Genomic DNA, 20,915 nt, shown 5'->3' with positions numbered 1-20,915 from the left:
CGGGAGCGTAGTGCGACCGGCCGCAGGGCCAGATCCGTGCAGGAGAGACAGCGCGCCCCGGAGCAACAGTGCAAAGGAGAGAATGAAGATCTGCTTCACGTAATTGCTCTCGCCGGTTGCAGGTACGATTTGCGCCCGCATTCCCGCTTTTCTGCTCATTTTGTTTCCCTTCTATGGTGGTTCCATGCTCGTTCCGGCAACCTGTATCTTCCCGGTTCGCTCTCCCCTACGCTATCACATCACCCTGTTCCATGAGAGAGGGGAGAGGGGCGTCGGTTCCGCTTCGGTCATTCCCATTCAGTCACTTCCCCATATGAGGGGTAGAGGTAGAAGATCGTCGTATCGTCATAGGCCATAATCACCCTCTCGTTGTGATGATCGACGACCACAAACAGGCCCATATACGGGTTTACCGCCTGGTGATAGTCTTCCTCCTCGGGGAAGGGTTCTGACGTCCACGGGTGCCCCCTCCAGATCGTGGCGCTGCAACGTCCTCTGCCGGTCTGCCTCTCCCATTCGTCCACTTCGATGAAGAACGACAGCGACAGTTCATCGTTCCTGAACTCCACGTCGATGTGCTCCCGGTTCGGGTCCTCACCCTCAAAGCCCGTCCGGATCGAGGTGATCTGCCATCCGCCCTCAAGCAGAATCCCGGCCCGCTGGTCGGCGAGGACGATCTCGATCACCTCTGTTGCGTTGACATCGAACGTTCTCACCGGGATCTCGGAGACGTTGATGGGGATCGAGACATCCCCTCGCTCGTAGTGGAGGACCGGGGCGGGTGTGACGGTTTCCGTGGCGTTCGCCCCCGGGAAGTCGATGCACCCGGCCCCGAGCGCCAGGAGCAGCAGCGTAAGGGAGAGAATGAAGATCCGCTTCATCCTGACGCCTCCACGCTTTCATACCACTCTCTCCCGTACGAGGGGTAGAGGTAGAAGATCGTCGTTTCGTTGTAGACCATCACTACCCGATCGTTGTGGTGATCGAAGACATATATCCAGTCAACGCCCCTTCTGTTCGTCCAGTTCTGGTGATAGTCCTCAGGGTAGGGGCCTGCAAACGGTCCTCCAAGCCAGCGCGGGACGTTGCAGCGCCCCCAGCCGGTGTGCCCCTTCTGTTCGTCCACTTCGATGAAGAACGACGGTGACGGTTCATCGCTCCGGAACTCTACGTCGACATGCGTCCTCAAGTCGTAATCATAACTTGTCTGGACCGAGGCTATCTTCCACCCGCCCTCAAGCAGGGCCCCGGCCCGCTGGTCGGCAAGGAGGATCTCGATCACCTCTGTTGCGTTGGCGTCGAAACCCCTCACCGGGATCTCGGAGACGTTGATCGGGATCGAGGTGTTTCCCTGCTCGTAGTGGAGGATCGGGGTCGACGTGGCGTTCATCTCCGGGAAGTCGATACACCCGGCCCCGAACGCCAGGAGCAGCAGTGCAACAAGGAGAACGGGGTTCTGTCTCATCCGGCTCTCACCGCAGGTATGGAGTCGTGCCCGTGAGGGGTTCTGGCCGGTCTCCGCCTGCCGGTGGTACCCGATCCGGGCGGGGACGGCTGCCGGAGGCTATACGTCATGATTGAGACTCGGCATCCCTCTATAAACGATTTCTGTCTCACGCGTCTACACGTTGAGACTGCCGGGTAGAATCCTTACCTGAAATCTACCGTAACGGGCTGCTAGTCGGGGCCGCGCGGCATGGTAGTGTTTCACAGTTCCGGATCGTCCCAGGCCTGTATGACGGCCCTCCGGCTTAGTGGTGCCGTGCTCGATCACATCCCTGCCGCCGCCCCCTCCTGCCTCCTCGTAGGCCGTTCTGTCGTGGGCAGGATAAGGCCCGGCGCCAAAACACAATGCATAAGAAGGTTATACGAGTTATTTTCAATAGTGTGGGCATGGCAGAGGAGACGGAGAGCGACGTAGCGATTGAACGGCTTGCGGCCGTCATCGGCGAATGCCGGAAATGCCCCCTCTGGGAGGGCACCCACCATGCTGTCCCCGGGGATGGGAACCCCCGGGCCGACCTCATGCTCATCGGCGAAGCGCCGGGAAAGCAGGAAGACCTCACGGGAAGGCCGTTCGTCGGCAGGGCGGGGAGACTCCTCGAAGGCCTCCTTGCGGGGATCGGTCTAACCCGTGACGACGTCTTCATCGCGAACATCGTCAAGCACCGGCCGCCCGGGAACCGCGACCCCGGCGAGGAGGAGATCCGGGCCTGCACCCCGTACCTCGAGGAGCAGATCCGGATTGTCGGGCCGAAGGTGATCGTGATGCTCGGCCGGCACTCGAGCAGGTACATCCTCTCCTTCCTCCCCGTCGAGTTCGACCGGATCACGGAGATCCGGGGTACGGTCTACCCCGGTACCCTCTTCGGCCACCCGGTTCGCCTCATCCCCACCCTCCACCCGGCGGCGGCGCTCTACAACCCGGCATACCGGGAGGCCCTGGAAGAGGACTTCCGGATCATCGGGCGCGAACTCGCGGGAGCAGGAGGCTCCACGATACAGGATTGAGAACAATGGCAAAAGAGCGATCATGCGGAGCGGTCGTCGTCCGGCGGGATACGGATCTCCAGTATCTCATCCTGCAATACGGGGCCGGGCACTGGGATCTCGTGAAGGGGCACGGTGAGCGCGGCGAGAGCGAGGAAGAGACGGTTCTTCGCGAACTTGAGGAGGAGACCGGGATCACCCGCGCGGAGTTCGTCCCCGGGTTCCGCGAGGAGGTTCACTACTTCTTCCAGCGCCGGGCACATACCGTCTACAAGGAGGTCGTCTACTACCTGATCGAGACGCCGGAGGAGGAGGTGACGCTCTCGAACGAGCATGTCGGCTACCAGTGGCTCCCCTTCGGCGAAGCGTTGCAGACGATCACCTTCGCGAACTCAAGGAGGGTCGTCGCGGGGGCGCACGAGCACCTGAGGACACTCCGGAGATCGAAGAGCGCGTGAATCTCTTCTACATCTTTCGGTCCTCCGGGAGTTCGCTCACCTCCTTCCCGAGGAAGTAACTCACGACCGTCCTGATCGTGACGAGCGACCCGAGGATGACCAGGTCCTGGAGCGTCGGTTCGAGGATCGTCCTGATGACGTCGGCGGCAACGAAAAACTCAAGGGCGATCAGGATACGCGTCGTGAACTTCCAGCGGATGTCGCGGTAACTGATCGCCCTGATGCGGGTCTCCCGCGCCAGGAGTTCGACGATCGCGATCGCTGCTCCGTAAACGATGAAGAGCGCCCCGAATGTCCCAAGGGCCGTCCCGGCGATCTCGAAGAACGCCTCGAGCACCATATACCCCCGGCCGGGCGTATCGGCGACGGGGGGCTTATACGTTGCTGCGGGTTCTCAGGCGCTCCCGGACTCCAGGGGCACGACGACGCGAAACCCGTTGTAGCGTTCGACGGTCACCGGGACGCCGTAGACCGCCTCGATGACCTCTGCCGTCACCACGCCGGGACCCCCTGCGGCGTGGATGACGCCGTCTTTTAAGAGGATGAACCGGTCGGCGTAGCGGAGGGCCATGTTCAGGTCGTGCATCGTCATCACCGCGGCGACGTCGTGCTCCGTCGTCACGTTCCGGACGATCCCGAGGATATCGAGCTGGTTCTTGAGGTCGAGGCTGCTCGTCGGTTCGTCGAGGAGGAGCACCCGGGGCTCCTGGACGAGCGCTCGCGCGATGCTCACCTTCTGGAGTTCACCGCCGGAGAGTTCGTCGATGTACCGGAGCGCCAGATCTTCGAGGTTGAGCATCCTGACCGCCGCCTCGACGATCCGGATGTCTTTTTCCGAGACGTCCCACCCGATATGCGGCCGGCGGCCGAGGAGGACGGCGTCGAAGACGGTCATCCGGCCGGCCTCGCACCGCTGCGGGACGTAGCCGACCTTCCGGGCGATCTCCATCCGGTCTGCGGTGAGGAGGTCGACCCCCTCGATGAGGACCGACCCGGCCTTCGGCCGCAGGATTGCGTTCATGCACTTCAAGAGCGTCGTCTTCCCGACGCCGTTTGGGCCCAGGATCGTGAGGATCTGGTGCGGGCGGAGATCGAACGTGATATCCTGGATGACCGGGCTGCTCCGGTAGGTGAACGCCACGCCGTCGACGTCGAGGATCATCGCCGGTACCCCCGTAGCAGCAGGTAGATGAAGGTCGGTGCACCGAGAAACGCCGTCAGCACGGCAACCGGGAGGACGTATGGCGCCACGATGATCCGGGCGACGGTATCCGAGGCGAGGAGGAGGATCCCCCCCGCCACGCAGGAGCCGGGGATGAGGTAGCGCTGGTCGTCACCGATGAGCCTCCTGACCATGTGCGGGCAGACGAGCCCCACGAACCCGATCACCCCGAGGAACGAGACGATCACGGCCGAGACGAGCGCCGCAACGACCATTCCGACGTCCCGGACCCGTTCGACGCTGACCCCGAGCCCCTTTGCCGTCTCGTCGCCGGCGTCGATGGCGTTGTAGTTCCAGCGGTTCGCGATGAAGTAAAGGGTCGCCGCACCGGTGACGAGGGCCATGATCCCGAGTTCCTGCCAGTTCGCCCTCCCGACATCGCCGAACGTCCAGAAGACGACCGCAGCGAGCTGGGTATCGCTCGCGAAGTACTGCAGAAACATCGTTCCCGCCGTGAAGAGGGAGGAGAGGGCGACGCCGGCAAGCACCATCACCTCAGGAGACGTCCCGCGTATCCGGGAGATGAGGAGGATCACCGCGGTTGCAAGGAGACAGAAGAAGAACGCCACCATCGTCGTCAGGTAGGGGTTGTTGATGGTGACGGCGTCGGCGACCGACGACTGCATCGTGCCGGCGCCGAGGAGGATGACCGAGACGGCCGCCCCGAATGCCCCGGCGTTCGATATGCCGAGCGTGAACGGCGACCCGAGCGGGTTTCGGAGGATCGACTGCATGGCGACCCCGGCCACCGAGAGCCCGACTCCGGCGACGATCGCGGCAAGCGCCTGCGGGAGCCGGATGTTCCAGATGATCCGGTCGGTGCTGGTGATATCGATGGTGGTGCCGGGGTTGAGAAGCAGGCTGATCCGGTCGACGACGCCGTTTGCGAGGGAGAGGAAGACCTCGTGCGGGGGGATGTTCACCGCCCCGACCGATATGGATACGATCAGGAGGAGGAAGAGGAGGACGGTTCCCCCGAGTATCCAGAGCGACTTCTTCCGCACGTACCCGAGGTAATCCCCCGGGACGACCCCATCTGCAAAGTGCATCTCTTCATACCCCCTGTTCAAACCCTGTGTTACAGCGGGATCTTCGCGAATCCGAGATTCTCATACTGGCTGTTCAGGTCGGCAAAGACCGGCTTTCCGACGAAGAACGTGTAGATCTCATCCGCCTTCTCTTCGGGGTCGATATCGGCGAACCGGTCGGGGTAGAGGGTCTTCCCGACGAAGTAGGCGTTGGCGAGCACGGTCTCGTAATTTGCGCTGTAGAAGTTGTACGGGAGGACGCCGTAGACCCGGCCTTCCTTCGCGGCGGAGAGGCCCTGGAGCGCGGGATCGTTCTTCAGTTCACCGATCGCTCCACCGCTCTCCATCTGGGTCGTCCCGGCGTCGATGAAGATATATTCGGGATCCCAGTCGACGAGGGCCTCCTTCGCGACATCGGCGTGGTCCGTGCCGAGGCCGGCCGCGACGTTCTTTGCGTTCACCCAGAGGAACGGCGGATAGGCGGGTTCGGTGGAGATGATCCCGTGGGCGCCTGCCGAGGAGACCCCGCCGACGTAGACCTCCTTTTGCTCCGCCTCAGGGATATCGCCCGTCCGGGCTTCAAGGTCGGCTACCGTCGCCTCGATGTAGGCGATCACCTCTTCGGCGCGGTCTTCCTTCCCGAGGGTCTCGCCCATCACCCGGAGCCCGGTATACATCTCGGCTTTCTCGGCATCGTTCCTGAGCGAGCCGTATGCGAACGCCACGACCGGGATGCCGGTTCTCCCCTGGAGTTTGTCGGCCTCGGCGACACTGGTGGCGTATGCCGTTCCGGGAACGCTGGCCCTGAAGATGACCTGCGGGCTGATCGCGATGATCTTCTCCGGGTCGTCCTTGCCCCGGAACTCGCCGATCAGGGGGAGGCTCTTGAACTGCGACCCGTGGGCAAGGGCGTAGGGGCGCCCCTCTCTCACCTGGTTTTTCTTCTCCTGGTCATCGACACCGACGACGAGGTCCTGGCCCTGGAGGTAGACGAGGTAGCGCAGGCACCCCGAGCCCGAGCAGACGACGCTCTCCGGCGACGACGGGACGGCGACCGACCGGCCGACTGCGTCGGTGATCGTGACGGTCTCACCGGCGCCGCCCGGGCCAGCCTCGGTGCCGGTGCATCCAGCGGCGAGCGTGAGCAGAACAAGGGCCGCAAGAACCACGACCACGAGGGATCCCCTACATCGGAACGACGACATACTAATATCTAAAGGTGTAACACTGTTTATTATAGTTATCGGATTGTCCTCTATTGAGTGTGACTCAATCCTGATTCGTAATACTATGGCGACGATCGGTCGGATCGGTGCGGTGCCGACCGGGAGGGGGGAAGTAGGTTCCCGCCCGCTATGGCGCACGGCTCTTTTCCACTCCCCCCTTCTTCCCGGCTACAGCGGGATCTTTGCGAACCCGAGGTCTCTGTACTGACTGTTCAGGTCGGCGAAAACCGGCTTTCCGAGGAAGAAGGTGTAGATTTCATCTGCCTTCTCTTCGGGGTCGATATCGGCGAACCGGTCTGGATACAGGGTCTTCCCGATGAAGTAGGCGTCGGCTAGGGTGGTCTCGTAGTTTGCGCTGTAGAAGTTGTACGGGAGGACGCCGTAGACCCGGCCTTCCTTCGCGGCTGAGAGACCCTGGAGCGCGGGATCGTTCTTCAACTCCCCGATCGCCCCGTCACTCTCTGTCTGGATCGTGCCGACATCGATGAAGAGATATTCGGGGTCCCAGTCGACGAGGGCCTCCTTCGCGACATCGGCATGGGCGGTGCCGAGACCGGCCGCGGCGTTCCGTGCATTCACCCAGAGGAACGGCGGATAGGCCGGTTCGGTAGATATGATCCCGTGGGCGCCTGCCGAGGAGACCCCGCCGACGTAGGCCTCCTTTTGCTCCGCCTCGGGGATATCGGCGGTCCGGGCTTCGAGGTCGGCTACCGTCGCCTCGATGTAGGCGATCACCTCTTCGGCGCGGTCTTCCTTCCCGAGGGTCTCGCCCATCACCCGGAGCCCGGTATACATCTCGGCTTTCTCGGCATCGTTCCTGGGCGAGCCGTATGCGAACGCCACGACCGGGATGCCGGTTCTCCCCTGGAGTTTGTCGGCCTCGGCGGCGCTGGTGCCGTAGGCTGTTCCGGTGGACCCGGTCTTGAAGATGATATCGGGACCTATACCGATGATCTTCTCGGGGTCGTCCTTGCCCCGGAACTCACCGATCAGGGGGAGGTCCTTGAACTGCGACCCGTGGGCAAGGGCGTAGGGGCGCCCCTCTATTGCCTGTTCCCTCTTCTCGATGTCGTCGACGCCGATGACCAGGTCCTGGCCCTGGAGGTAGACGAGGTAGCGCAGGCACCCCGAGCCCGAGCAGACGACGCTCTCCGGCGACGACGGGACGGCGACCGCCCGGCCGAACCCGTCGGTGATCGTGACAGTCTCGCCGGCAGTCGGGTTGGTCTCGGTGCCGGTACACCCGGCGGCGAGCGTGAACAGAACGAGGGCCGCAAGAACCACGGCCGTGAACAATCCGGTGCATCTTGTGAAATACATACAAATAATGTTGATCGTAACACTTATTATTATATTTTTCTAATTAGCGCACCATAGATGTGAATATTATGGGATTTGTTCACTGTGGCCGGTCGCCGGTCCGGTACGGATAACTATTATGGGTGGTTCGACCAACCCCTGCACCAGGAGGCCGGGTCATACACGACCGGCCTATCATGAGGTATGCTAGATGCCGGAGAGGATGTTAACCGAATCTGAGGGATACCGCCTGCTGAAGGCGTGCGGGATACCGGTGCCGCCCCATCACCTCGCCACCAGCGCCTCCGATGCATGGGCGGCCGCCGACGGGATAGGCTACCCGGTCGTCATGAAGGTCATCTCCCCGGATATTATCCATAAGAGCGACGTCGGCGGGGTTGTCACCGGGATTGAGAGTCCTGAAGAGGCCGAAGATGCCTACCACACGATCCTGAGAGACGCCGCCGCCCGTGCCCCCGGGGCAATGATCGCCGGGATCGTCGTCGAGAAGCAGATGCCCGCGGGGCTCGAGGTTCTGATCGGCGGAAAGACCGATCCGTCGTTCGGGAAGGTGATCACGTTCGGTCTTGGCGGGAAACTGGTTGAGCTCCTCCAGGACGTCTCTATCCGGGTTCTGCCCGTGACCGAGGATGAGATCCGCACCATGATCCGTGAGGTCGAGGGCTCCCGGCTCATCCGTGGATACCGGGGAGAGCCCCCGAAGGACGAGGAAGCGCTCGTCCGGATCATAGCAAAGATGGCGCGTATCTTCGTCGAAAACCCCCATATCCACGAGTTCGACCTGAATCCGGTCATCCTCTACGAGCAGGGAGCGAGCGTCGTCGATGCGAGGATCATCGTCGGGGACACCCCCGGGGGCACGGTTGCCCGGCTCAGCGTCCGGGTTCCCCAGGATATCTTCTACCCGGAGTCCATTGCGGTCATCGGCGCCTCGATAAACCCGAAGAAGGTGGGCTACTCGGTTCTCCGGAACCTGCTCTCGTTCTCCGGCAGCCTCTATCCGGTCAACCCCTCGCACAGCGAACTCTTCGGGAGAACAGCCTACCCCTCCGTCCTGGATATCCCCGGCCCGGTCGACTGGGCGGTCGTCGCCGTCCCCGCCCGCCTCGTCCCGGGGGTGATCGAGGAGTGCGGGAGAAAAGGCGTCCGGCTCGCGATCATCGTCACCGCCGCCTTCCGCGAGACCGGAGCAAAAGGCGCGGCTCTCGAAGAGGAGGTCGTCGCAATCGCCCGCCGGCACTCCGTCCGGGTCGTCGGCCCGAACTGTCTCGGGATCATGATGCCCTATATGGGGATCAACGCCACGTTCGACCCTGTCTCGCCGAGAGCGGGAGACGTCGCCTTCATCTCCCAGAGCGGCGCGATCATCACCACCGTCGTCGACTGGAGCCTCCCCGAAGAGTTCGGGTTTTCGACCGTCATCAGCGTCGGCAACCAGGCGGATCTCGGGTTCGAGCACTTCCTCCGGTTCGCCGAGCAGGACGAGAAGACCCGGTCGGTTACCCTCTACATCGAGGAGATCCAGGACGGGCGCAGGTTCATGCAGATCGTCGGCGAGGTCACAAAGCATAAGCCGGTTGTGGTGGTGAAGTCCGGTTCATCCAGGAAGGGCAGAGCCGCGGCGTCGTCCCACACCGGGTCGCTTGCAGGGAGTTACGAGGTCTATGTCGCAGCGTTTCAGCAGGCAGGCGTGGTAGTGGCCCGGAGCCTGCGGGACGCCTTCAACCTCGCGGAACTCCTGGCCTCGGAGGGCTACCCGAAGGGGAGACGGGCGATCGCCGTCACCAGTGCGGGAGGGTTTGCCGTCCTCGCCTCCGACTACGCCGAGGCCTACGGGGTCGATATGGTCGACCTCCCCGACGATGTGCTCCGCGAGCTCGATGCGTTCCTCCCGCCGTTCTGGAACCACGCAAACCCCATGGACATCCTCGGGGACGCCGACGCCACCCGGTTCGCCGCCCTCTTCGACGTGCTGATACGCCACCAGGAGTTCTGGGACATCGCCTTCGTGATCGCCGTGCCGACCACGCTCGTCGATCCCGCACACGTCGCGAACGAGATCGTCCGGTTCTCCCGGAACACGGAGAAGGTGGTGGTGGGCTGCATGCTCGGCGGCGACAGCATCCGGAGCGGGCAACGCATCCTGCGGAGTTCCCGGATCCCGAACTTCGAGGAGCTCGAGGATGCGTTCAAGGCGGTGGGAAACATCCTCAGCGTCAGGGCCGCCCGGGAGGATTGAAGGGGCTCTGCTCCCCGGACGTCGGCAGGAGACGCCCGTTCTCTCTGGCTCTCCCGGTAACCTTTTTATACGACCGCCCCATATCCCGGCCCATCGGAACGGGTTCCACCACCCGGGAGATGAATACGAATGTTGTTCGAGAAGATTAAGTCCGATATCCTTGCTCACAACTCATACATCGTCGGAGCGGGCGCTGAGGCGGCGGTCATCGATCCAAGGCGCGACTGCCTGGTCTACGCGGCCGTCGCCCGGCGCGAGGGCATGAAGATAACGCAGATCTTCGAGACGCATAAGAACGAGGATTACGTCATCGGTTCCCGGGAGCTCGCCCGCCCGACCGGGGCGGAGATCCTGCACGGCGCCCGGGAGGAGTTCGGGTTCGGCACCGGTGTCCGGGAAGGGGAGACGTTCTCGATCGGTTCGCTCGAGATCGAGGTCCTGGAGACGCCCGGCCATACCGTAGAAAGCATATCGCTCCTGCTCCGCGATCGATCGGTCTCCGACGATCCCCTGATGGTCTTTTCCGGCGACGCGCTCTTCGCCGGGGATGTGGGGAGAACCGATCTCGCCGGCGAGAACCGGCGGCGGGAGGCCTCAGAGATGCTGCATGCGAGCCTGCACCAGAAGATCCTCCCGCTCCCGGACGGCACGATCGTCTGCCCCGCCCACGGCGCGGGGTCGGTCTGCGGGGGGAAGATCAGCGACCGGGAGTACACGACGATCGGGTATGAGAAAACGACGAACGAACTCCTTGCCCTCTCGAAGAAGGAGTTTGTCGAGCGCAAGGTGAACGAACGGCTCTACGAGCCGCCGTACTTCACGGTGATGCGAAGGCTCAACAAGGAGGGGCCGCCCCTGATCCAGAACCTGCCGCACCTGCGGCCGTATTCGGCCCGGGATATCCGTTCGCTCACGGATCGGGGTGCGCAGATCGTCGATATCCGGTCCCCAACGGGTTTCGCCGGCGGGCATATCCCCCGGACGCTCAACATCTGGCGGGAGGGTCTTCCCCTTTACCTGGGCTACTTTGTAAACTACGAGGACCCGATCGTACTCGTGGACGACTTCAACCTTGACCTGGACCACGTGGTGCGCCACTTTGTCCGGCTCGGCTACGACAACATCGCAGGATACCTCGCGGGCGGGTTTGCAGCCTGGTTCAAGCAGGGCGAGACCGTCGAGCGTTCCGGCATCTGGTCTCCTCCCGACCTCGCCGAGAACCTGGACGACCCGTCGATCTACATCCTCGATGTCCGCAAGATCGACCACCGGGAGGAGGAAGGCCACATCGCGGGCTCCCATCACATCTACGTCGGGCACCTCGAGGATCACCTCGATGAGATCCCGGAGGATAAGCGGATCGTCGTCCACTGCGACGTCGGGTATAAGGGGAGCATCGCGGCGAGCATCCTTCGGAAACACGGATTTGGAAACGTCACGAACCTCCTCGGCGGCACGACCGGGTGGAAGGCGGCGAACTATCCGCTGGTCAAGGAGGAGGAAGAGAAGAGGGCTCTCTCTGCCCCTTCGCCAATGTAGGAGCGGGATGACGGGAGGTGATCAGGCCCCGGACCGGGGTTCGGGGAGTGGCGCCTCCTCCCGCCCGATACAGACCCTGACCGGCACCCTGCCCTCAAGCGCGGCTGCGACCGGCGAGCGGCGGTAGCCGCGGTCCACGAGTTCTTCGATCAACTCCTGCGGCGCATCGGCATCCACCCGGACGGTCAGGCGAACTTCTTCGGGGCCCGGCCGGGCACCTCCGACCTCGAAGAACCCGCCGAGATTGAGGTCGCCCTCGATGTCGATCTCGATGGAATCGACCTCGATTCCTCCTTCCGCCGCACTGTAGGCGATGCCGATCGCGATGCAGGCGGAGAGGGCCGTGAGCATCAGTTCCGTCGGGCTTGCCCCCCGGTCGGTTCCGCCGAGGGCGGCCGGTTCGTCGGCCGGGATGGCGAAGTTCCTGACGATCGTGGTGGAGTGGGCGCCTCCGTTCCAGCTCGTGATGGCGGAGAGCGTCCTCCTGCCCGCCGCCGACTCCCCCCGCATCGCCTCCTTGAGGGCGTTCACCCGCTCCATATCGACCCCGTTTCTGATCATGGTCCCTCTCCCGTCAGATGATCGGCTCCGGCGACCGTCCCGTCGTTCTCACGAGGCGCAGCATCTCGCCCGGGTCGGTCGTCGGGATGTCGCAGGCGTAGTTGGTGCAGACGTATGCCGTCGCCCTCTCCCCAATCGTCACGATATCCCGGGTGAACCCGGCGACCCCGGTGATCTCGGGCTCTTCCTCGTCGGAAGGGCGGAAGATGACGACGGCATCGGGCGCGTAGTGCGACCGGATAGCGTCGATCATCGCTTTCGTGTCCTGTGCGCCCGGAACGCCGGATATGATCACCTCGAAGTTCGGCCCCAGCATGAAATCGAGGCCGGTGAGGAAGTGGGAGCAGGCGGTCGGAGAGTCGCTGACGGTTCCGGCAAAGACACGCCGTATCCGCTCTGCCGTCTCCTCAAACTCGAGATTCGCCGTCATCCGCCCGAGAGCGAAGAGGGCGTACATGGCCACGCTGTTGCCGGAAGGGATCGCCCCGTCGTAGATTGGTTTCTGGCGGACGGGAACGTCCGCATCGTCCGGCATGAAGAAGAACCCTCCCTGGTTGCAGTCCCAGTAGCGGGCGATGAGGTCCCGGGAGAGGTCGACGGCGGTCTGGAGGTAGCGGGGGGCAAACGACGCCTCATAGACCTCGATGAGCGCCCAGATCATGAACGCGTAGTCATCGAGGGTTGCCGAGAGTCCCGCCTCGCCGCCCCGGTAGCGGTGGAGGAGCCGTCCGTCCTGCCCGCGAAGGTTCGCGAGGACGAACGCGACCGCCTTCTCCGCCGCCGCCAGGTAGTTCGGCTCGTCGAAGGCCCGGGCGGCTTTCGCGAGGGCGGCGATCATGAGGGCGTTCCAGTCGGTGAGGATCTTGTCGTCCCTCCCCGGGCGGACGCGCCGTTCGCGGGCCGCAAGGAGCTTCCGGCGCCCCTCCTCCACGGACCACGCCAGATCCTCCTCGGAGGTCTCGAACTCGTGCGCCCAGGACGCGAGCGGCCGGCGCAGGCGGAGGATGTTCTTGCCCGTCCTCCTCCCGCCGGGCTGCTCCCGGTAGTTCCCGGGCTCCATGATGTTGAATATCCGGGAGAACCGTTCGCCGTCTTCCTCCCCGAGAACCGCGAGGATCTCGTCCTTCGTCCAGAGGTAGAACTTCCCCTCCTCTCCCTCGCTGTCGGCATCCTCCGCCGAGTAGAAGCCTCCGTTCGGATCGGTCATGTCACGCAGGACGTAGGCGATCGTCTCGCGGGCGGTTCTCGCGAACTCCTCCCTCCCCGTCGCGAGGTAGGCTTCCGTATACGCTATGACCAGGAGCGCCTGGTCGTAGAGCATCTTCTCGAAATGCGGGACGAACCACTCCGCGTCCGTCGAGTAACGGTGGAACCCGTAACCGACCTGGTCGAAGAGCCCGCCCCGGCGCATGGCATGCAGCGTCTTCTCGACCATCGTGTATGCCGGCTCCTCCCCGGTCCGGTTCCCGTAGCGGAGCAGGAATACAAGGTTGTGCGGGGTGGGGAACTTCGGTGCGTCCCCGAACCCCCCGTTCTCCCCGTCGAAGACCCGGAAGAAGGTGTTATAGGCCTCGCCGAGAACCGTCCTGTCAAGTTCGCCCTCCTCGGGCGGGGTCTTCGCCGCGCTCTCGAGCGCCTGCAGCACCTGGTCGCCGGCGTTCTCGAGTTCCTGCCGCTGGGTCTGCCAGACCTTGTTGATCCGGGGGACGAGGTCTAAGAGGCCGGTCATCCCGTAACGGCTCTCCTTCGGTATGTAACTCGCTGCAAAGAAGGGTTTTTTATCGGGGGTCATGAAGATGGTGAGCGGCCAGCCTCCGGTCCCGGTCAGCGCGTGGGCGGCCGCCATGTAGATCTGGTCGATATCCGGCCGCTCTTCGCGGTCCACCTTGATGCAGACGAAGACGTCGTTTAGGAGTTTCCCGACCTGCGGGTCGGCGAACGACTCCTCCTCCATGACGTGGCACCAGTGGCAGGCCGAGTAGCCGATCGAGAGGAGTATCGGTTTTCCCTCCTCGCGCGCCCGGAGAAAGGCCTCCTCCCCCCAGGGGTACCAGTCGACGGGGTTACGGGCATGCTGGAGCAGGTATGGACTCTGTTCGTTGGCCAGCCGGTTCGGTGGCGATTCTTCCTGCACCGGTCTTTCCGGTGCCTCCGGGTCGTGTCCGCGTGCCGGGTTCATATCTCTGACGTGCGGATGCAGACTAATAAAGGTGACTCTTCCCGGGGACGGGGCGGGCCGCGGGATGCAGACGCCTCGCGGTGAAAAAAGGATGTGCCCCGGCCGGGCGCCCGCTCACTCCGCGATGGGGATCTCCTTCGTCTCCTCCGCGGTCGGCTGTATGTAGGGGACATCCACGGCCAGGAGGCCGTTACGGAACGTCGCCTTTGCCCTGTTGGTGTCGACCGGGCAGCCTATCGCGTAGGTGCCGACGTAACGGACGTCGCCGCGGGCTGCATCGATGGAGAAGCTGGTCTCCTGCATCTTGAATGTGATCTCCTTCTTATCGACCCCGGGCAGTTCGATCTCGATATGCAGGTTCTCTTCGTTCTCGTCCGAGTACGCGCAGACATAGGGTGCAACTCTCAACGCTGCCATCTCATAACCTCCTATTCGGCAACAGAGGTGCGGGAGTGCTATTTAATGATTGCCTCCCGCGCGGCACCAACCCGCCGTCCCGGGGTGCGGGCGGCCGTACCCACGGAGGCGGAGGGTTTATCGTCTCATCCTCAAGTATCGTGCATGAGCGAGCGGTTTATCTTCACCCGGCACCGCACTCGCTGCTACCACTGCGGCGAGGATGCCGACCAGATCATAAAAGCGGTCTCTGCGCAGGCGCAGGTGATCTGCTCTGCCTGCGGGGCGACCCGGATATTCATCCCGCGGTTTGAGAGTGCCGGGATGGGCGGGACCTGCACGGCGATAGGGTGCTACGAGCTCTGGACGCTCGAGGCCGACGGGCGATGTAAAAATTGTGGGGTCACGGGCCCGCACGGCCTCGCGGTCGGGTGCGGCCATCTCACGACCCGGTGCCGCAACTGCGGCTATACGCACTTCTACCGATTCAACCTGGAGTACATGGGAAAGCGCTCTGTCGGCGGAGCCGACGAGGTCAGCGCTCCTCCCGCACCATAGCGATCGCCTCTTTCGGGCACTCGTTCGCGCAGATGCCGCACCCCTTGCAGTAGTCGAGGTCGATGTTGAGTTCTTCGTCAATGACCGCGTCCGGGCAGTACTGGGCGCAGAGCCCGCAGGCGTTGCACGTCTCCTTATCCACGACGGGCCGGAACGTCCGCCACGTCCCGGTTTTCCCGGACGCACCATCCTTCGGCCTGCTGAGCGCAAGTCTCTCTCTCATATCTTCAGCTCCTCGTATGCCGCCCTGGCAGCCTTCACGTTCCGTTCGTCGGAGAACATCTCACGGATCGCCTTCTCCGCCGACGGGAGGGTGACGATCCCCATCTTCGCGAGCGCCCCGATGACCGGGGTGTTCAGGATCGGGCTCCCCGCGACCACCAGGTTCTCTGCGAGCGCGATCCCGGTCAGGTCGACGTAACGGCATGCCCCGTTGCACCCGGTTATCGGGTGGGCGCTGTTTAAGAGCACCGTGCCGTCGGTCTTGAGACCGTCCAGGACATCCACCACGTCCATGATACTCGTGTCAAGCACGATCACGAGATCCGGCTCGTGGATCTGGCTATAAACCTTGATCGGCTCATCGTCGATCCGGACGAACGAGACGACCGGCGCCCCGCGCCGTTCCGTCCCGTAGAACGGGAAGGCGGTCGCGTGCTTTCCGTCCCTGAATGCCGCGAGGGCGAGGAGTTTCGCGGCGGTGACGCCGCCCTGCCCGCCCCGGGAATGGATCCTGATCTCATACATGGTCGCTCACCCCGAACCAGGTCTCGGTGCCGGGACGACGGTTCCGGACAAAGTCCGCGATGTCGTTGTAGGTGACCTCCTGGCCGCCGAGGCCGGCGATGACGCTGTAAGGCTCGATGCCGGTCTTTGACCGGATCGCGTGCGCCACCACGCCGCCAAATCCGAAGGAGTAGTCGCGGTCGATGACGACGACCTCCCTTCCGGCGAGGTCGAGGTCCGGGAAGGGGCGGAACCAGCGCAGGCGCATGGAGCCGGCCTTAATCCCAGCGTCGCGGAGGCGGTCGATCGCCACCTCGGCCTCTTTCCCGAGGGTTCCCATTGCGACGACGATGACGTCGGCGTCCTCGCACCGGTAATCCTCCGTGGGGCCGTAGGAACGGCCGAACCGCTCGGCAAACTCGCGCTCGACCTCCGCAATCACGCCCCGGGCGTCGCGCATCGACCGCTCGATATCCCACCGGAACCGGACGTAGTCGGCCGGCCCGGTCACGGGGCCGTAGCCGAGCGGGTTCTCTGTATCGATGGCATGCGGGAGGTGGTAGGGCGGCAGGAAGTCGCCGATATCCACCGTCTCAAGCGACTGCGTGATGTGGCTCAGCGCGAACCCGTCCAGGTTGACCATCAGCGGGAGGAGGACCCGCTCGTCCTCGGCGACCTTGAACGCCATCAACGTGGCGTCGTAGGCCTCCTGGACGGTGCCCACGAAGACCTGCAGCCAGCCCGTGTCGCGCTGGGAGAAGGCGTCGGTATGCTCCGCCCAGATATTCCACCCGGGCCCGAGGGCGCGGTTGACGTTCGCCATCACGATCGGGAGACGTGCGCCCGCCGCCCAGTGGACCATCTCGTGCATGTAGAGGAGGCCGTGGGAACTCGTCGCCGTGAACGTCCGCACCCCGCCGACGCTCGCCCCGATGCAGGCCGCCATCGCCGAGTGCTCGCTCTCCACCGGGATGTAGCGGCTCTCAAGGTCGCCGCCGGCGACGTAATCGGCGATCTGCTCGACGATCTCGGTCTGGGGGGTGATCGGGTATGCGGCGATGACCCCCGGTTTTGCGGCCTTCACCGCGGCCGCCACCGCCTTGTTGCCGGTCGCGATCGTCAGCATACGCCTGCCTCCTCGCGGGAGAGGCGTTCGATGTTCTGCTGCACCTGCTGGCGCATCAGATTAAGGATCTCGGGGCTCACGTTCTTGAACCGGCCCTGGCCCCGGATGTAATCCTCAAGAGGCGCGGGTTTCCTCATCGCCGCCTTCGACGGGCCGTTGATCGTGAGTTTCCCGTACTCGCGCTCGTAGAGGATCCATGTCCCCGTCTTCACCGCGAGTTTCCCCATCTCGACCGTCTTCTCCGTCGGGTAGCGCCACCCGGGCGGACAGGGTGCGAGGACATGAATGAACTTGGGGCCTTCGATCGAGAGCGCCTTCTTCACCTTCTTGTAGAGGTCGAGGGGGTAGGCGCTGCAGGCGGTCGCCATGTAGGGAGGGTTATGCGCCTCGACGATCCGGTCGAGGTCTTTCTTGGTCGTGGGCTTGCCGCCGGGGGTCGTGGTGGTACGCGCCCCGAGCGGTGTTGCGCCCGACCGCTGCATGCCGGTGTTGCCGTACGCCTCGTTGTCGTAGCAGATGTAAAGGAAATTGGTGCCGCGCTCGAAGGCGCCGGAGAGCGCCTGGATGCCGATATCGACCGTTCCGCCGTCGCCCGCGTAGACGATGACGTTGGTCTCTCTTCCCATCGCCGCGAACGCCTCGCTCATGCCGGAAGCGCAGGCCGCGGATGCGGCGAACGCCACATTGTAGACGGGCACGCTCATCGCCGTGCCGGGGTAGGTCCCCTGGATGACGCTGGTGCAGCAGGCGGGTATGACCAGAACGGAGTCGGGCCCGGCGGCTTTGAGCACGTAACGCAGACATAGGGAAGAGCTGCACCCCGCACAGGCGGACGTGCACTTGTAGAGGTACTCTTCCTTTGGAATCGCTGACAAATTGGTTACACTCCTCACGGTTATATTTGTCATCAATTGTAATGAGGGTTTTGCGATCCGGCCCCCGGGTCACCGGCCGTCTTCCCGGGAAGTGCCGGTCGGGGTGAAGGATGCGCTGAAGAAGAGGCCGGGGGTGGTCTCCGGCCAAACCGGACGTTCGCGTGCCCGGATCAGTTCCCGGCGTTCTGTCCCGGGGCACGCCTCCGGCGCGTCGGTTCCGGGCGAAGCATCCGGCGGATGAGGCCGGCGCAGCATTTCAGGCAGAACGGCGTGAAGAACCAGGCTCCCATCTCCAGAAGCGGGAAGAGACCCTTGCGGCGTATCCGGTAACGGTAACTCTCGAGGTTCATCTTCATGTAGACCGGCGCGATCTCCTCGAACCACCGGGACCGGGTGAGCCTCCCTTCGGCGACCGGCCGCGATATCTCGGAGAGAAAGTTCAGGATCTCCTCTGCCATCGCCCCCTCTGCCGGATGGGGTATGAAATCGTCGTCGATGATGAGCGGCACCACCTCATGCGCCCCGACGACGCCGTTCTTCTGCAGGTCGACCGAGAGCAGGACCGCCTCCCGCGAGATGTTGTGGGGCCAGCGCGGCTCGAACTGGAACATGCCGAGCGAGTAGGCGATGAGCCCTCCATGGTAGCGTTCGATCGCCTGCATGGTATGCGGGTGGTGCCCGAGGATCACTGTGGCCCCTGCATCGATGAACTGGTGGGCGAGGGCGATCTGCTCGGGGGACGGGTAGTAGGCCATCTCCGTTCCCCAGTGCAGCGAGATGGCGATATGGTCGCACCTCCCTTTGAGGGAGGCGATATCCCTGAAGACCTCCTCCTCGACCAGCCGGTTGACCGAGACCTCGCGCGATATGGCGAGTTTGCCGATCGTGTATCCCGCAAACCCGATCGAGACGCCGTTCCTCTCGAGGATGACCGGCTCCTGCCGGTCTTCGGTCGCCGATCCGCCGATGGCGAGGATCTCCCGCCGTTCAAGCGCGTCCAGGGTGTTCTTGAACCCCTCCGCCCCGAGGTCGCCGGAGTGGTTGTTTGCAACGCTCATGACGTCGAACCCGGCCTCCTTCAGGTACCGGGCCGCATCCGGGCAGGTGAAGATCACGTGGTGCTTCTCTACCGGTTCGCCCGTATCCGAGAGGGTGGTCTCCAGGTTCCCGAAGAGGACGTCTTTGTCCTCAAGAAGATGGCCGACCTTCCCGAACGGGTATTGATGGTTCGCCGTCCGAACCCATATGTCTCCTGTTGCCGTTAGCCTGAGTTTTTGCATGGTTCTCACACCGAAATGCGCCACTGGTCCAGTGGGAGTTCCTGTATCAGGAACTGGTATTTGCCGCGCCGGGTGCGGGGGATCTCATCGACGAAGCGGATGGTAACATCCACGTCGCCTTCGAATTTTCTCTCGAGTTCCCGGAGTATACGGTCCGTGTCACGGTCGCCGTACCCGGTCTTCTTCACGATCCGCAGCAGAGCCTCTCCCTCTCTCTCCTGGTGAAACTGGAACTGTGCAACGTTGTCGAAGATGTCGGAGTGCATGTTCACCGCGGTCATCGATACGAGCCGGCGGTTCTTCGTCACGATGAACTCCTGGAGTCTCCCCTCCACCTTCTCGAGCAGGGGATACGCTCTCCCGCAGGAGCAGGCATCTGCCCCGAGCACCGCGACGTCCATGGTGCGGTAGCGGATGAGGGGGCAGATGGGGTTTATGAGGCCCGTCGTGACCACCTCCCCCATTCCTCCCGGGGCCCGGACGGGCCGTCCGTCCCGTCCGATCAGTTCGACGATCCCGTATTCGGGGAAGATGTGGTAGCGGGTGCTCTCCTCGCACTCCCCGGCAAGGACCGTCTGCTCGGAGTTGCCGTACCAGGAGAAGACCCGGCACCCGAAGACCTCGGTGAGGAGGTCGCGCTGCCAGGGGTAGAGGTTCTCCGACCCGCAGAGGATGGCCCTGACGGTCGGGAACGGCTCGATCTCGTGCTCCCGCATGTACCGGGCGAGTATCGCCGCCACCGAAGGATACGCCTGGATGAAGCGGGGTTTGAACCGCCGGATCTCGCTGATGTAGGCGGGCAATGCCTCCTCGGTCATGTGGTGGGAGGACATCAGCAGCCACCGGCCGAAGAGGGCTTTCCTCCAGAAGACGCCGTCCTTCGCCGACCCGACGGTGTAGCCCCGGAGGACGACGCAGCGGTCGGTGAACCGGTAGCCGACGCGGTCCCACTGGGTCTTCATGAACGCCCATTCCCGGGCGCGGGAGACCCCTTTCTCGTAGTAGAACCCGACCGGGATCCCGGTGGACCCGCCGGTGGTGACGTACTCGAAGGCGGACTCGGGGTAGTTTCTGGCCTTCAAATCCGGGAGGTTGGCCTGGAGGTCTTCCCGCGTCAGGATCGGGAGGAGGTCGAGGTCCGCCGGGCTCCGGATATCTTCCGGGACGAGGCCGCGCTCGTGGAATATCCGGTGGTAGTAGGGGACGTTTTCGTAGGCATGGTCGAGCAGGCGCGAGAGCGCCTCTGCCTGGTAGGCCGCGAGATCTTCCTGGTTCCACCCCCGGGACTCCCGGAGGAGGGCATAGGTCTTTCTGAACGCAGAGTATGCGGGAAGGATGCGGAGCGCCCTCGCCGTTACAGAGTTTTCGAGCCGGAACGCCCTCAATCCCCGACGATTCATCCGCACACCCATCGGGGTGCTCATGCCCATACTCGGCATTAAGCGTTTTGCTCCCGACACGGCCGGCGTGGTTGGGTGCGTTCAGAAGAAGTTCTCGGAGTAGGGTATCGCGATCAGGTCCCGGCCGGAGGCACGAGAAAAATGTTTCAGGAACTCAGGAAAGAGGCTGTTCTCCGGGATAAGCACCCAGACGTCGCCGTATGCATCGGAACCGTTGCCTTCCCACGTTCGGAACGAAACGTCGTCCACGGCGAGGAGGCGGAGTGCAACCATGCCCCTACCTCACGTGTTC

The 20,915-nt window shown here is 63.6% G+C and carries 22 protein-coding genes; 5 read left to right on the top strand and 17 right to left on the bottom strand.

Annotated elements, in window-relative coordinates; all coding sequences use genetic code 11:
* Nucleotides 1-287: 287 nt before the first annotated feature.
* Nucleotides 288-881, bottom strand: coding sequence for a hypothetical protein (locus tag FKB36_RS11520; RefSeq protein ID WP_221057402.1), 594 nt, complete (start codon nucleotides 879-881; stop codon nucleotides 288-290).
* Nucleotides 878-1,465: a hypothetical protein gene (locus FKB36_RS11515; RefSeq protein WP_261598224.1), complete on the bottom strand. Its 588-nt coding sequence runs from the start codon at nucleotides 1,463-1,465 to the stop codon at nucleotides 878-880. The genes FKB36_RS11520 and FKB36_RS11515 overlap by 4 nt, the downstream gene beginning before the upstream one ends.
* Before the next feature lie 428 nt (nucleotides 1,466-1,893).
* Between FKB36_RS11515 and udg the strand changes: the two genes are divergently transcribed.
* Entirely contained in the window at nucleotides 1,894-2,511 is a 618-nt protein-coding gene (gene udg / locus FKB36_RS11510; RefSeq protein WP_261598223.1) for a type-4 uracil-DNA glycosylase, read from the top strand.
* Nucleotides 2,512-2,516: 5 nt separating this feature from the next.
* The gene (locus FKB36_RS11505) at nucleotides 2,517-2,948 is read left to right on the top strand and encodes a bis(5'-nucleosyl)-tetraphosphatase (protein ID WP_261598222.1); all 432 of its coding nucleotides are present in this window, start codon (nucleotides 2,517-2,519) and stop codon (nucleotides 2,946-2,948) included.
* Between the two features lie 7 nt (nucleotides 2,949-2,955).
* Here FKB36_RS11505 and FKB36_RS11500 read toward each other — a convergent pair whose 3' ends face one another.
* From FKB36_RS11500 to FKB36_RS11480, 5 genes are all read right to left on the bottom strand, one after another.
* Nucleotides 2,956-3,288 (bottom strand): DUF1622 domain-containing protein, encoded by a 333-nt coding sequence (locus FKB36_RS11500; RefSeq protein WP_261598221.1) that lies wholly within the window; start codon nucleotides 3,286-3,288, stop codon nucleotides 2,956-2,958.
* Between the two features lie 54 nt (nucleotides 3,289-3,342).
* On the bottom strand, nucleotides 3,343-4,110 hold the full coding sequence (locus FKB36_RS11495) for an ABC transporter ATP-binding protein (RefSeq protein WP_261598220.1): 768 nt from the start codon (nucleotides 4,108-4,110) through the stop codon (nucleotides 3,343-3,345).
* Nucleotides 4,107-5,219 carry a FecCD family ABC transporter permease gene (locus FKB36_RS11490; protein ID WP_261598219.1) on the bottom strand — a complete coding sequence of 371 codons (1,113 nt, stop codon included), beginning with the start codon at nucleotides 5,217-5,219 and terminating at the stop codon, nucleotides 4,107-4,109. Before FKB36_RS11490 ends, FKB36_RS11495 begins: the two co-directional genes overlap by 4 nt.
* A 29-nt stretch (nucleotides 5,220-5,248) precedes the next feature.
* The gene (locus tag FKB36_RS11485; RefSeq protein ID WP_261598218.1) at nucleotides 5,249-6,403 is read right to left on the bottom strand and encodes an iron ABC transporter substrate-binding protein; all 1,155 of its coding nucleotides are present in this window, start codon (nucleotides 6,401-6,403) and stop codon (nucleotides 5,249-5,251) included.
* 189 nt (nucleotides 6,404-6,592) lie between these two features.
* Nucleotides 6,593-7,744, bottom strand: coding sequence for an iron ABC transporter substrate-binding protein (locus FKB36_RS11480; RefSeq protein WP_261598217.1), 1,152 nt, complete (start codon nucleotides 7,742-7,744; stop codon nucleotides 6,593-6,595).
* A gap of 190 nt (nucleotides 7,745-7,934) precedes the next feature.
* Between FKB36_RS11480 and FKB36_RS11475 the strand changes: the two genes are divergently transcribed.
* Together FKB36_RS11475 and FKB36_RS11470 are read left to right on the top strand one after the other, a co-directional pair.
* A complete protein-coding gene (locus FKB36_RS11475; protein WP_261598216.1) occupies nucleotides 7,935-9,983 on the top strand; it encodes an acetate--CoA ligase family protein in 2,049 nt (682 codons plus the stop codon).
* Between the two features lie 129 nt (nucleotides 9,984-10,112).
* Nucleotides 10,113-11,522 carry an MBL fold metallo-hydrolase gene (locus FKB36_RS11470; protein ID WP_261598215.1) on the top strand — a complete coding sequence of 470 codons (1,410 nt, stop codon included), beginning with the start codon at nucleotides 10,113-10,115 and terminating at the stop codon, nucleotides 11,520-11,522.
* 21 nt (nucleotides 11,523-11,543) lie between these two features.
* Here FKB36_RS11470 and FKB36_RS11465 read toward each other — a convergent pair whose 3' ends face one another.
* The 3 genes from FKB36_RS11465 to FKB36_RS11455 all read right to left on the bottom strand — a co-directional run bounded on the left by FKB36_RS11465 (nucleotide 11,544) and on the right by FKB36_RS11455 (nucleotide 14,679).
* Nucleotides 11,544-12,083, bottom strand: a complete 540-nt coding sequence (locus tag FKB36_RS11465) for an OsmC family protein (protein WP_261598214.1) — start codon at nucleotides 12,081-12,083, stop codon at nucleotides 11,544-11,546.
* Nucleotides 12,084-12,096: 13 nt separating this feature from the next.
* Complete coding sequence (locus FKB36_RS11460; protein ID WP_261598213.1) at nucleotides 12,097-14,262, bottom strand: thioredoxin domain-containing protein; 2,166 nt, start codon at nucleotides 14,260-14,262, stop codon at nucleotides 12,097-12,099.
* Nucleotides 14,263-14,376: 114 nt separating this feature from the next.
* Complete coding sequence (locus FKB36_RS11455; RefSeq protein WP_261598212.1) at nucleotides 14,377-14,679, bottom strand: Hsp20/alpha crystallin family protein; 303 nt, start codon at nucleotides 14,677-14,679, stop codon at nucleotides 14,377-14,379.
* 144 nt (nucleotides 14,680-14,823) lie between these two features.
* Between FKB36_RS11455 and FKB36_RS11450 the strand changes: the two genes are divergently transcribed.
* Nucleotides 14,824-15,216 (top strand): hypothetical protein, encoded by a 393-nt coding sequence (locus FKB36_RS11450; RefSeq protein WP_261598211.1) that lies wholly within the window; start codon nucleotides 14,824-14,826, stop codon nucleotides 15,214-15,216.
* Here the strand turns inward: FKB36_RS11450 and FKB36_RS11445 are convergent.
* The 7 genes from FKB36_RS11445 to FKB36_RS11415 form a co-directional block, all read right to left on the bottom strand.
* A complete protein-coding gene (locus tag FKB36_RS11445; protein ID WP_261598210.1) occupies nucleotides 15,194-15,439 on the bottom strand; it encodes a 4Fe-4S binding protein in 246 nt (81 codons plus the stop codon). The genes FKB36_RS11450 and FKB36_RS11445 overlap by 23 nt on opposite strands.
* On the bottom strand, nucleotides 15,436-15,963 hold the full coding sequence (locus tag FKB36_RS11440; RefSeq protein WP_261598209.1) for a 2-oxoacid:acceptor oxidoreductase family protein: 528 nt from the start codon (nucleotides 15,961-15,963) through the stop codon (nucleotides 15,436-15,438). Before FKB36_RS11440 ends, FKB36_RS11445 begins: the two co-directional genes overlap by 4 nt.
* Nucleotides 15,956-17,068: a transketolase C-terminal domain-containing protein gene (locus FKB36_RS11435; RefSeq protein WP_261598208.1), complete on the bottom strand. Its 1,113-nt coding sequence runs from the start codon at nucleotides 17,066-17,068 to the stop codon at nucleotides 15,956-15,958. The genes FKB36_RS11440 and FKB36_RS11435 overlap by 8 nt, the downstream gene beginning before the upstream one ends.
* Entirely contained in the window at nucleotides 17,062-17,976 is a 915-nt protein-coding gene (locus tag FKB36_RS11430) for a thiamine pyrophosphate-dependent enzyme (protein WP_261598207.1), read from the bottom strand. The genes FKB36_RS11435 and FKB36_RS11430 overlap by 7 nt, the downstream gene beginning before the upstream one ends.
* 137 nt (nucleotides 17,977-18,113) lie before the next feature.
* The gene (locus FKB36_RS11425; protein WP_261598206.1) at nucleotides 18,114-19,223 is read right to left on the bottom strand and encodes a CapA family protein; all 1,110 of its coding nucleotides are present in this window, start codon (nucleotides 19,221-19,223) and stop codon (nucleotides 18,114-18,116) included.
* A gap of 5 nt (nucleotides 19,224-19,228) precedes the next feature.
* The gene (locus tag FKB36_RS11420; protein WP_261598205.1) at nucleotides 19,229-20,647 is read right to left on the bottom strand and encodes a phenylacetate--CoA ligase family protein; all 1,419 of its coding nucleotides are present in this window, start codon (nucleotides 20,645-20,647) and stop codon (nucleotides 19,229-19,231) included.
* Between the two features lie 57 nt (nucleotides 20,648-20,704).
* Nucleotides 20,705-20,896: a hypothetical protein gene (locus FKB36_RS11415; protein WP_261598204.1), complete on the bottom strand. Its 192-nt coding sequence runs from the start codon at nucleotides 20,894-20,896 to the stop codon at nucleotides 20,705-20,707.
* Between the last annotated feature and the right edge of the window lie 19 nt (nucleotides 20,897-20,915).

The organism is Methanoculleus formosensis (genome assembly GCF_025384765.1).
GTDB classification, from domain to species: Archaea; Halobacteriota; Methanomicrobia; order Methanomicrobiales; family Methanoculleaceae; genus Methanoculleus; species Methanoculleus formosensis.
Note: the sequence above shows the minus strand (reverse complement) of the source record. Positions and strands in the feature narration are given on the sequence as shown.

Coding starts and splice junctions, on each gene's coding strand:
- FKB36_RS11520 (WP_221057402.1), bottom strand. CDS start 881: ATGAAGCGGATCTTCATTCTCTCCCTTACGCTGCTGCTCCTGGCGCTC.
- FKB36_RS11515 (WP_261598224.1), bottom strand. CDS start 1,465: ATGAGACAGAACCCCGTTCTCCTTGTTGCACTGCTGCTCCTGGCGTTC.
- udg (WP_261598223.1), top strand. CDS start 1,894: ATGGCAGAGGAGACGGAGAGCGACGTAGCGATTGAACGGCTTGCGGCC.
- FKB36_RS11505 (WP_261598222.1), top strand. CDS start 2,517: ATGGCAAAAGAGCGATCATGCGGAGCGGTCGTCGTCCGGCGGGATACG.
- FKB36_RS11500 (WP_261598221.1), bottom strand. CDS start 3,288: ATGGTGCTCGAGGCGTTCTTCGAGATCGCCGGGACGGCCCTTGGGACA.
- FKB36_RS11495 (WP_261598220.1), bottom strand. CDS start 4,110: ATGATCCTCGACGTCGACGGCGTGGCGTTCACCTACCGGAGCAGCCCG.
- FKB36_RS11490 (WP_261598219.1), bottom strand. CDS start 5,219: ATGCACTTTGCAGATGGGGTCGTCCCGGGGGATTACCTCGGGTACGTG.
- FKB36_RS11485 (WP_261598218.1), bottom strand. CDS start 6,403: ATGTCGTCGTTCCGATGTAGGGGATCCCTCGTGGTCGTGGTTCTTGCG.
- FKB36_RS11480 (WP_261598217.1), bottom strand. CDS start 7,744: ATGTATTTCACAAGATGCACCGGATTGTTCACGGCCGTGGTTCTTGCG.
- FKB36_RS11475 (WP_261598216.1), top strand. CDS start 7,935: ATGCCGGAGAGGATGTTAACCGAATCTGAGGGATACCGCCTGCTGAAG.
- FKB36_RS11470 (WP_261598215.1), top strand. CDS start 10,113: ATGTTGTTCGAGAAGATTAAGTCCGATATCCTTGCTCACAACTCATAC.
- FKB36_RS11465 (WP_261598214.1), bottom strand. CDS start 12,083: ATGATCAGAAACGGGGTCGATATGGAGCGGGTGAACGCCCTCAAGGAG.
- FKB36_RS11460 (WP_261598213.1), bottom strand. CDS start 14,262: ATGAACCCGGCACGCGGACACGACCCGGAGGCACCGGAAAGACCGGTG.
- FKB36_RS11455 (WP_261598212.1), bottom strand. CDS start 14,679: ATGGCAGCGTTGAGAGTTGCACCCTATGTCTGCGCGTACTCGGACGAG.
- FKB36_RS11450 (WP_261598211.1), top strand. CDS start 14,824: ATGAGCGAGCGGTTTATCTTCACCCGGCACCGCACTCGCTGCTACCAC.
- FKB36_RS11445 (WP_261598210.1), bottom strand. CDS start 15,439: ATGAGAGAGAGACTTGCGCTCAGCAGGCCGAAGGATGGTGCGTCCGGG.
- FKB36_RS11440 (WP_261598209.1), bottom strand. CDS start 15,963: ATGTATGAGATCAGGATCCATTCCCGGGGCGGGCAGGGCGGCGTCACC.
- FKB36_RS11435 (WP_261598208.1), bottom strand. CDS start 17,068: ATGCTGACGATCGCGACCGGCAACAAGGCGGTGGCGGCCGCGGTGAAG.
- FKB36_RS11430 (WP_261598207.1), bottom strand. CDS start 17,976: ATGACAAATATAACCGTGAGGAGTGTAACCAATTTGTCAGCGATTCCA.
- FKB36_RS11425 (WP_261598206.1), bottom strand. CDS start 19,223: ATGCAAAAACTCAGGCTAACGGCAACAGGAGACATATGGGTTCGGACG.
- FKB36_RS11420 (WP_261598205.1), bottom strand. CDS start 20,647: ATGAGCACCCCGATGGGTGTGCGGATGAATCGTCGGGGATTGAGGGCG.
- FKB36_RS11415 (WP_261598204.1), bottom strand. CDS start 20,896: ATGGTTGCACTCCGCCTCCTCGCCGTGGACGACGTTTCGTTCCGAACG.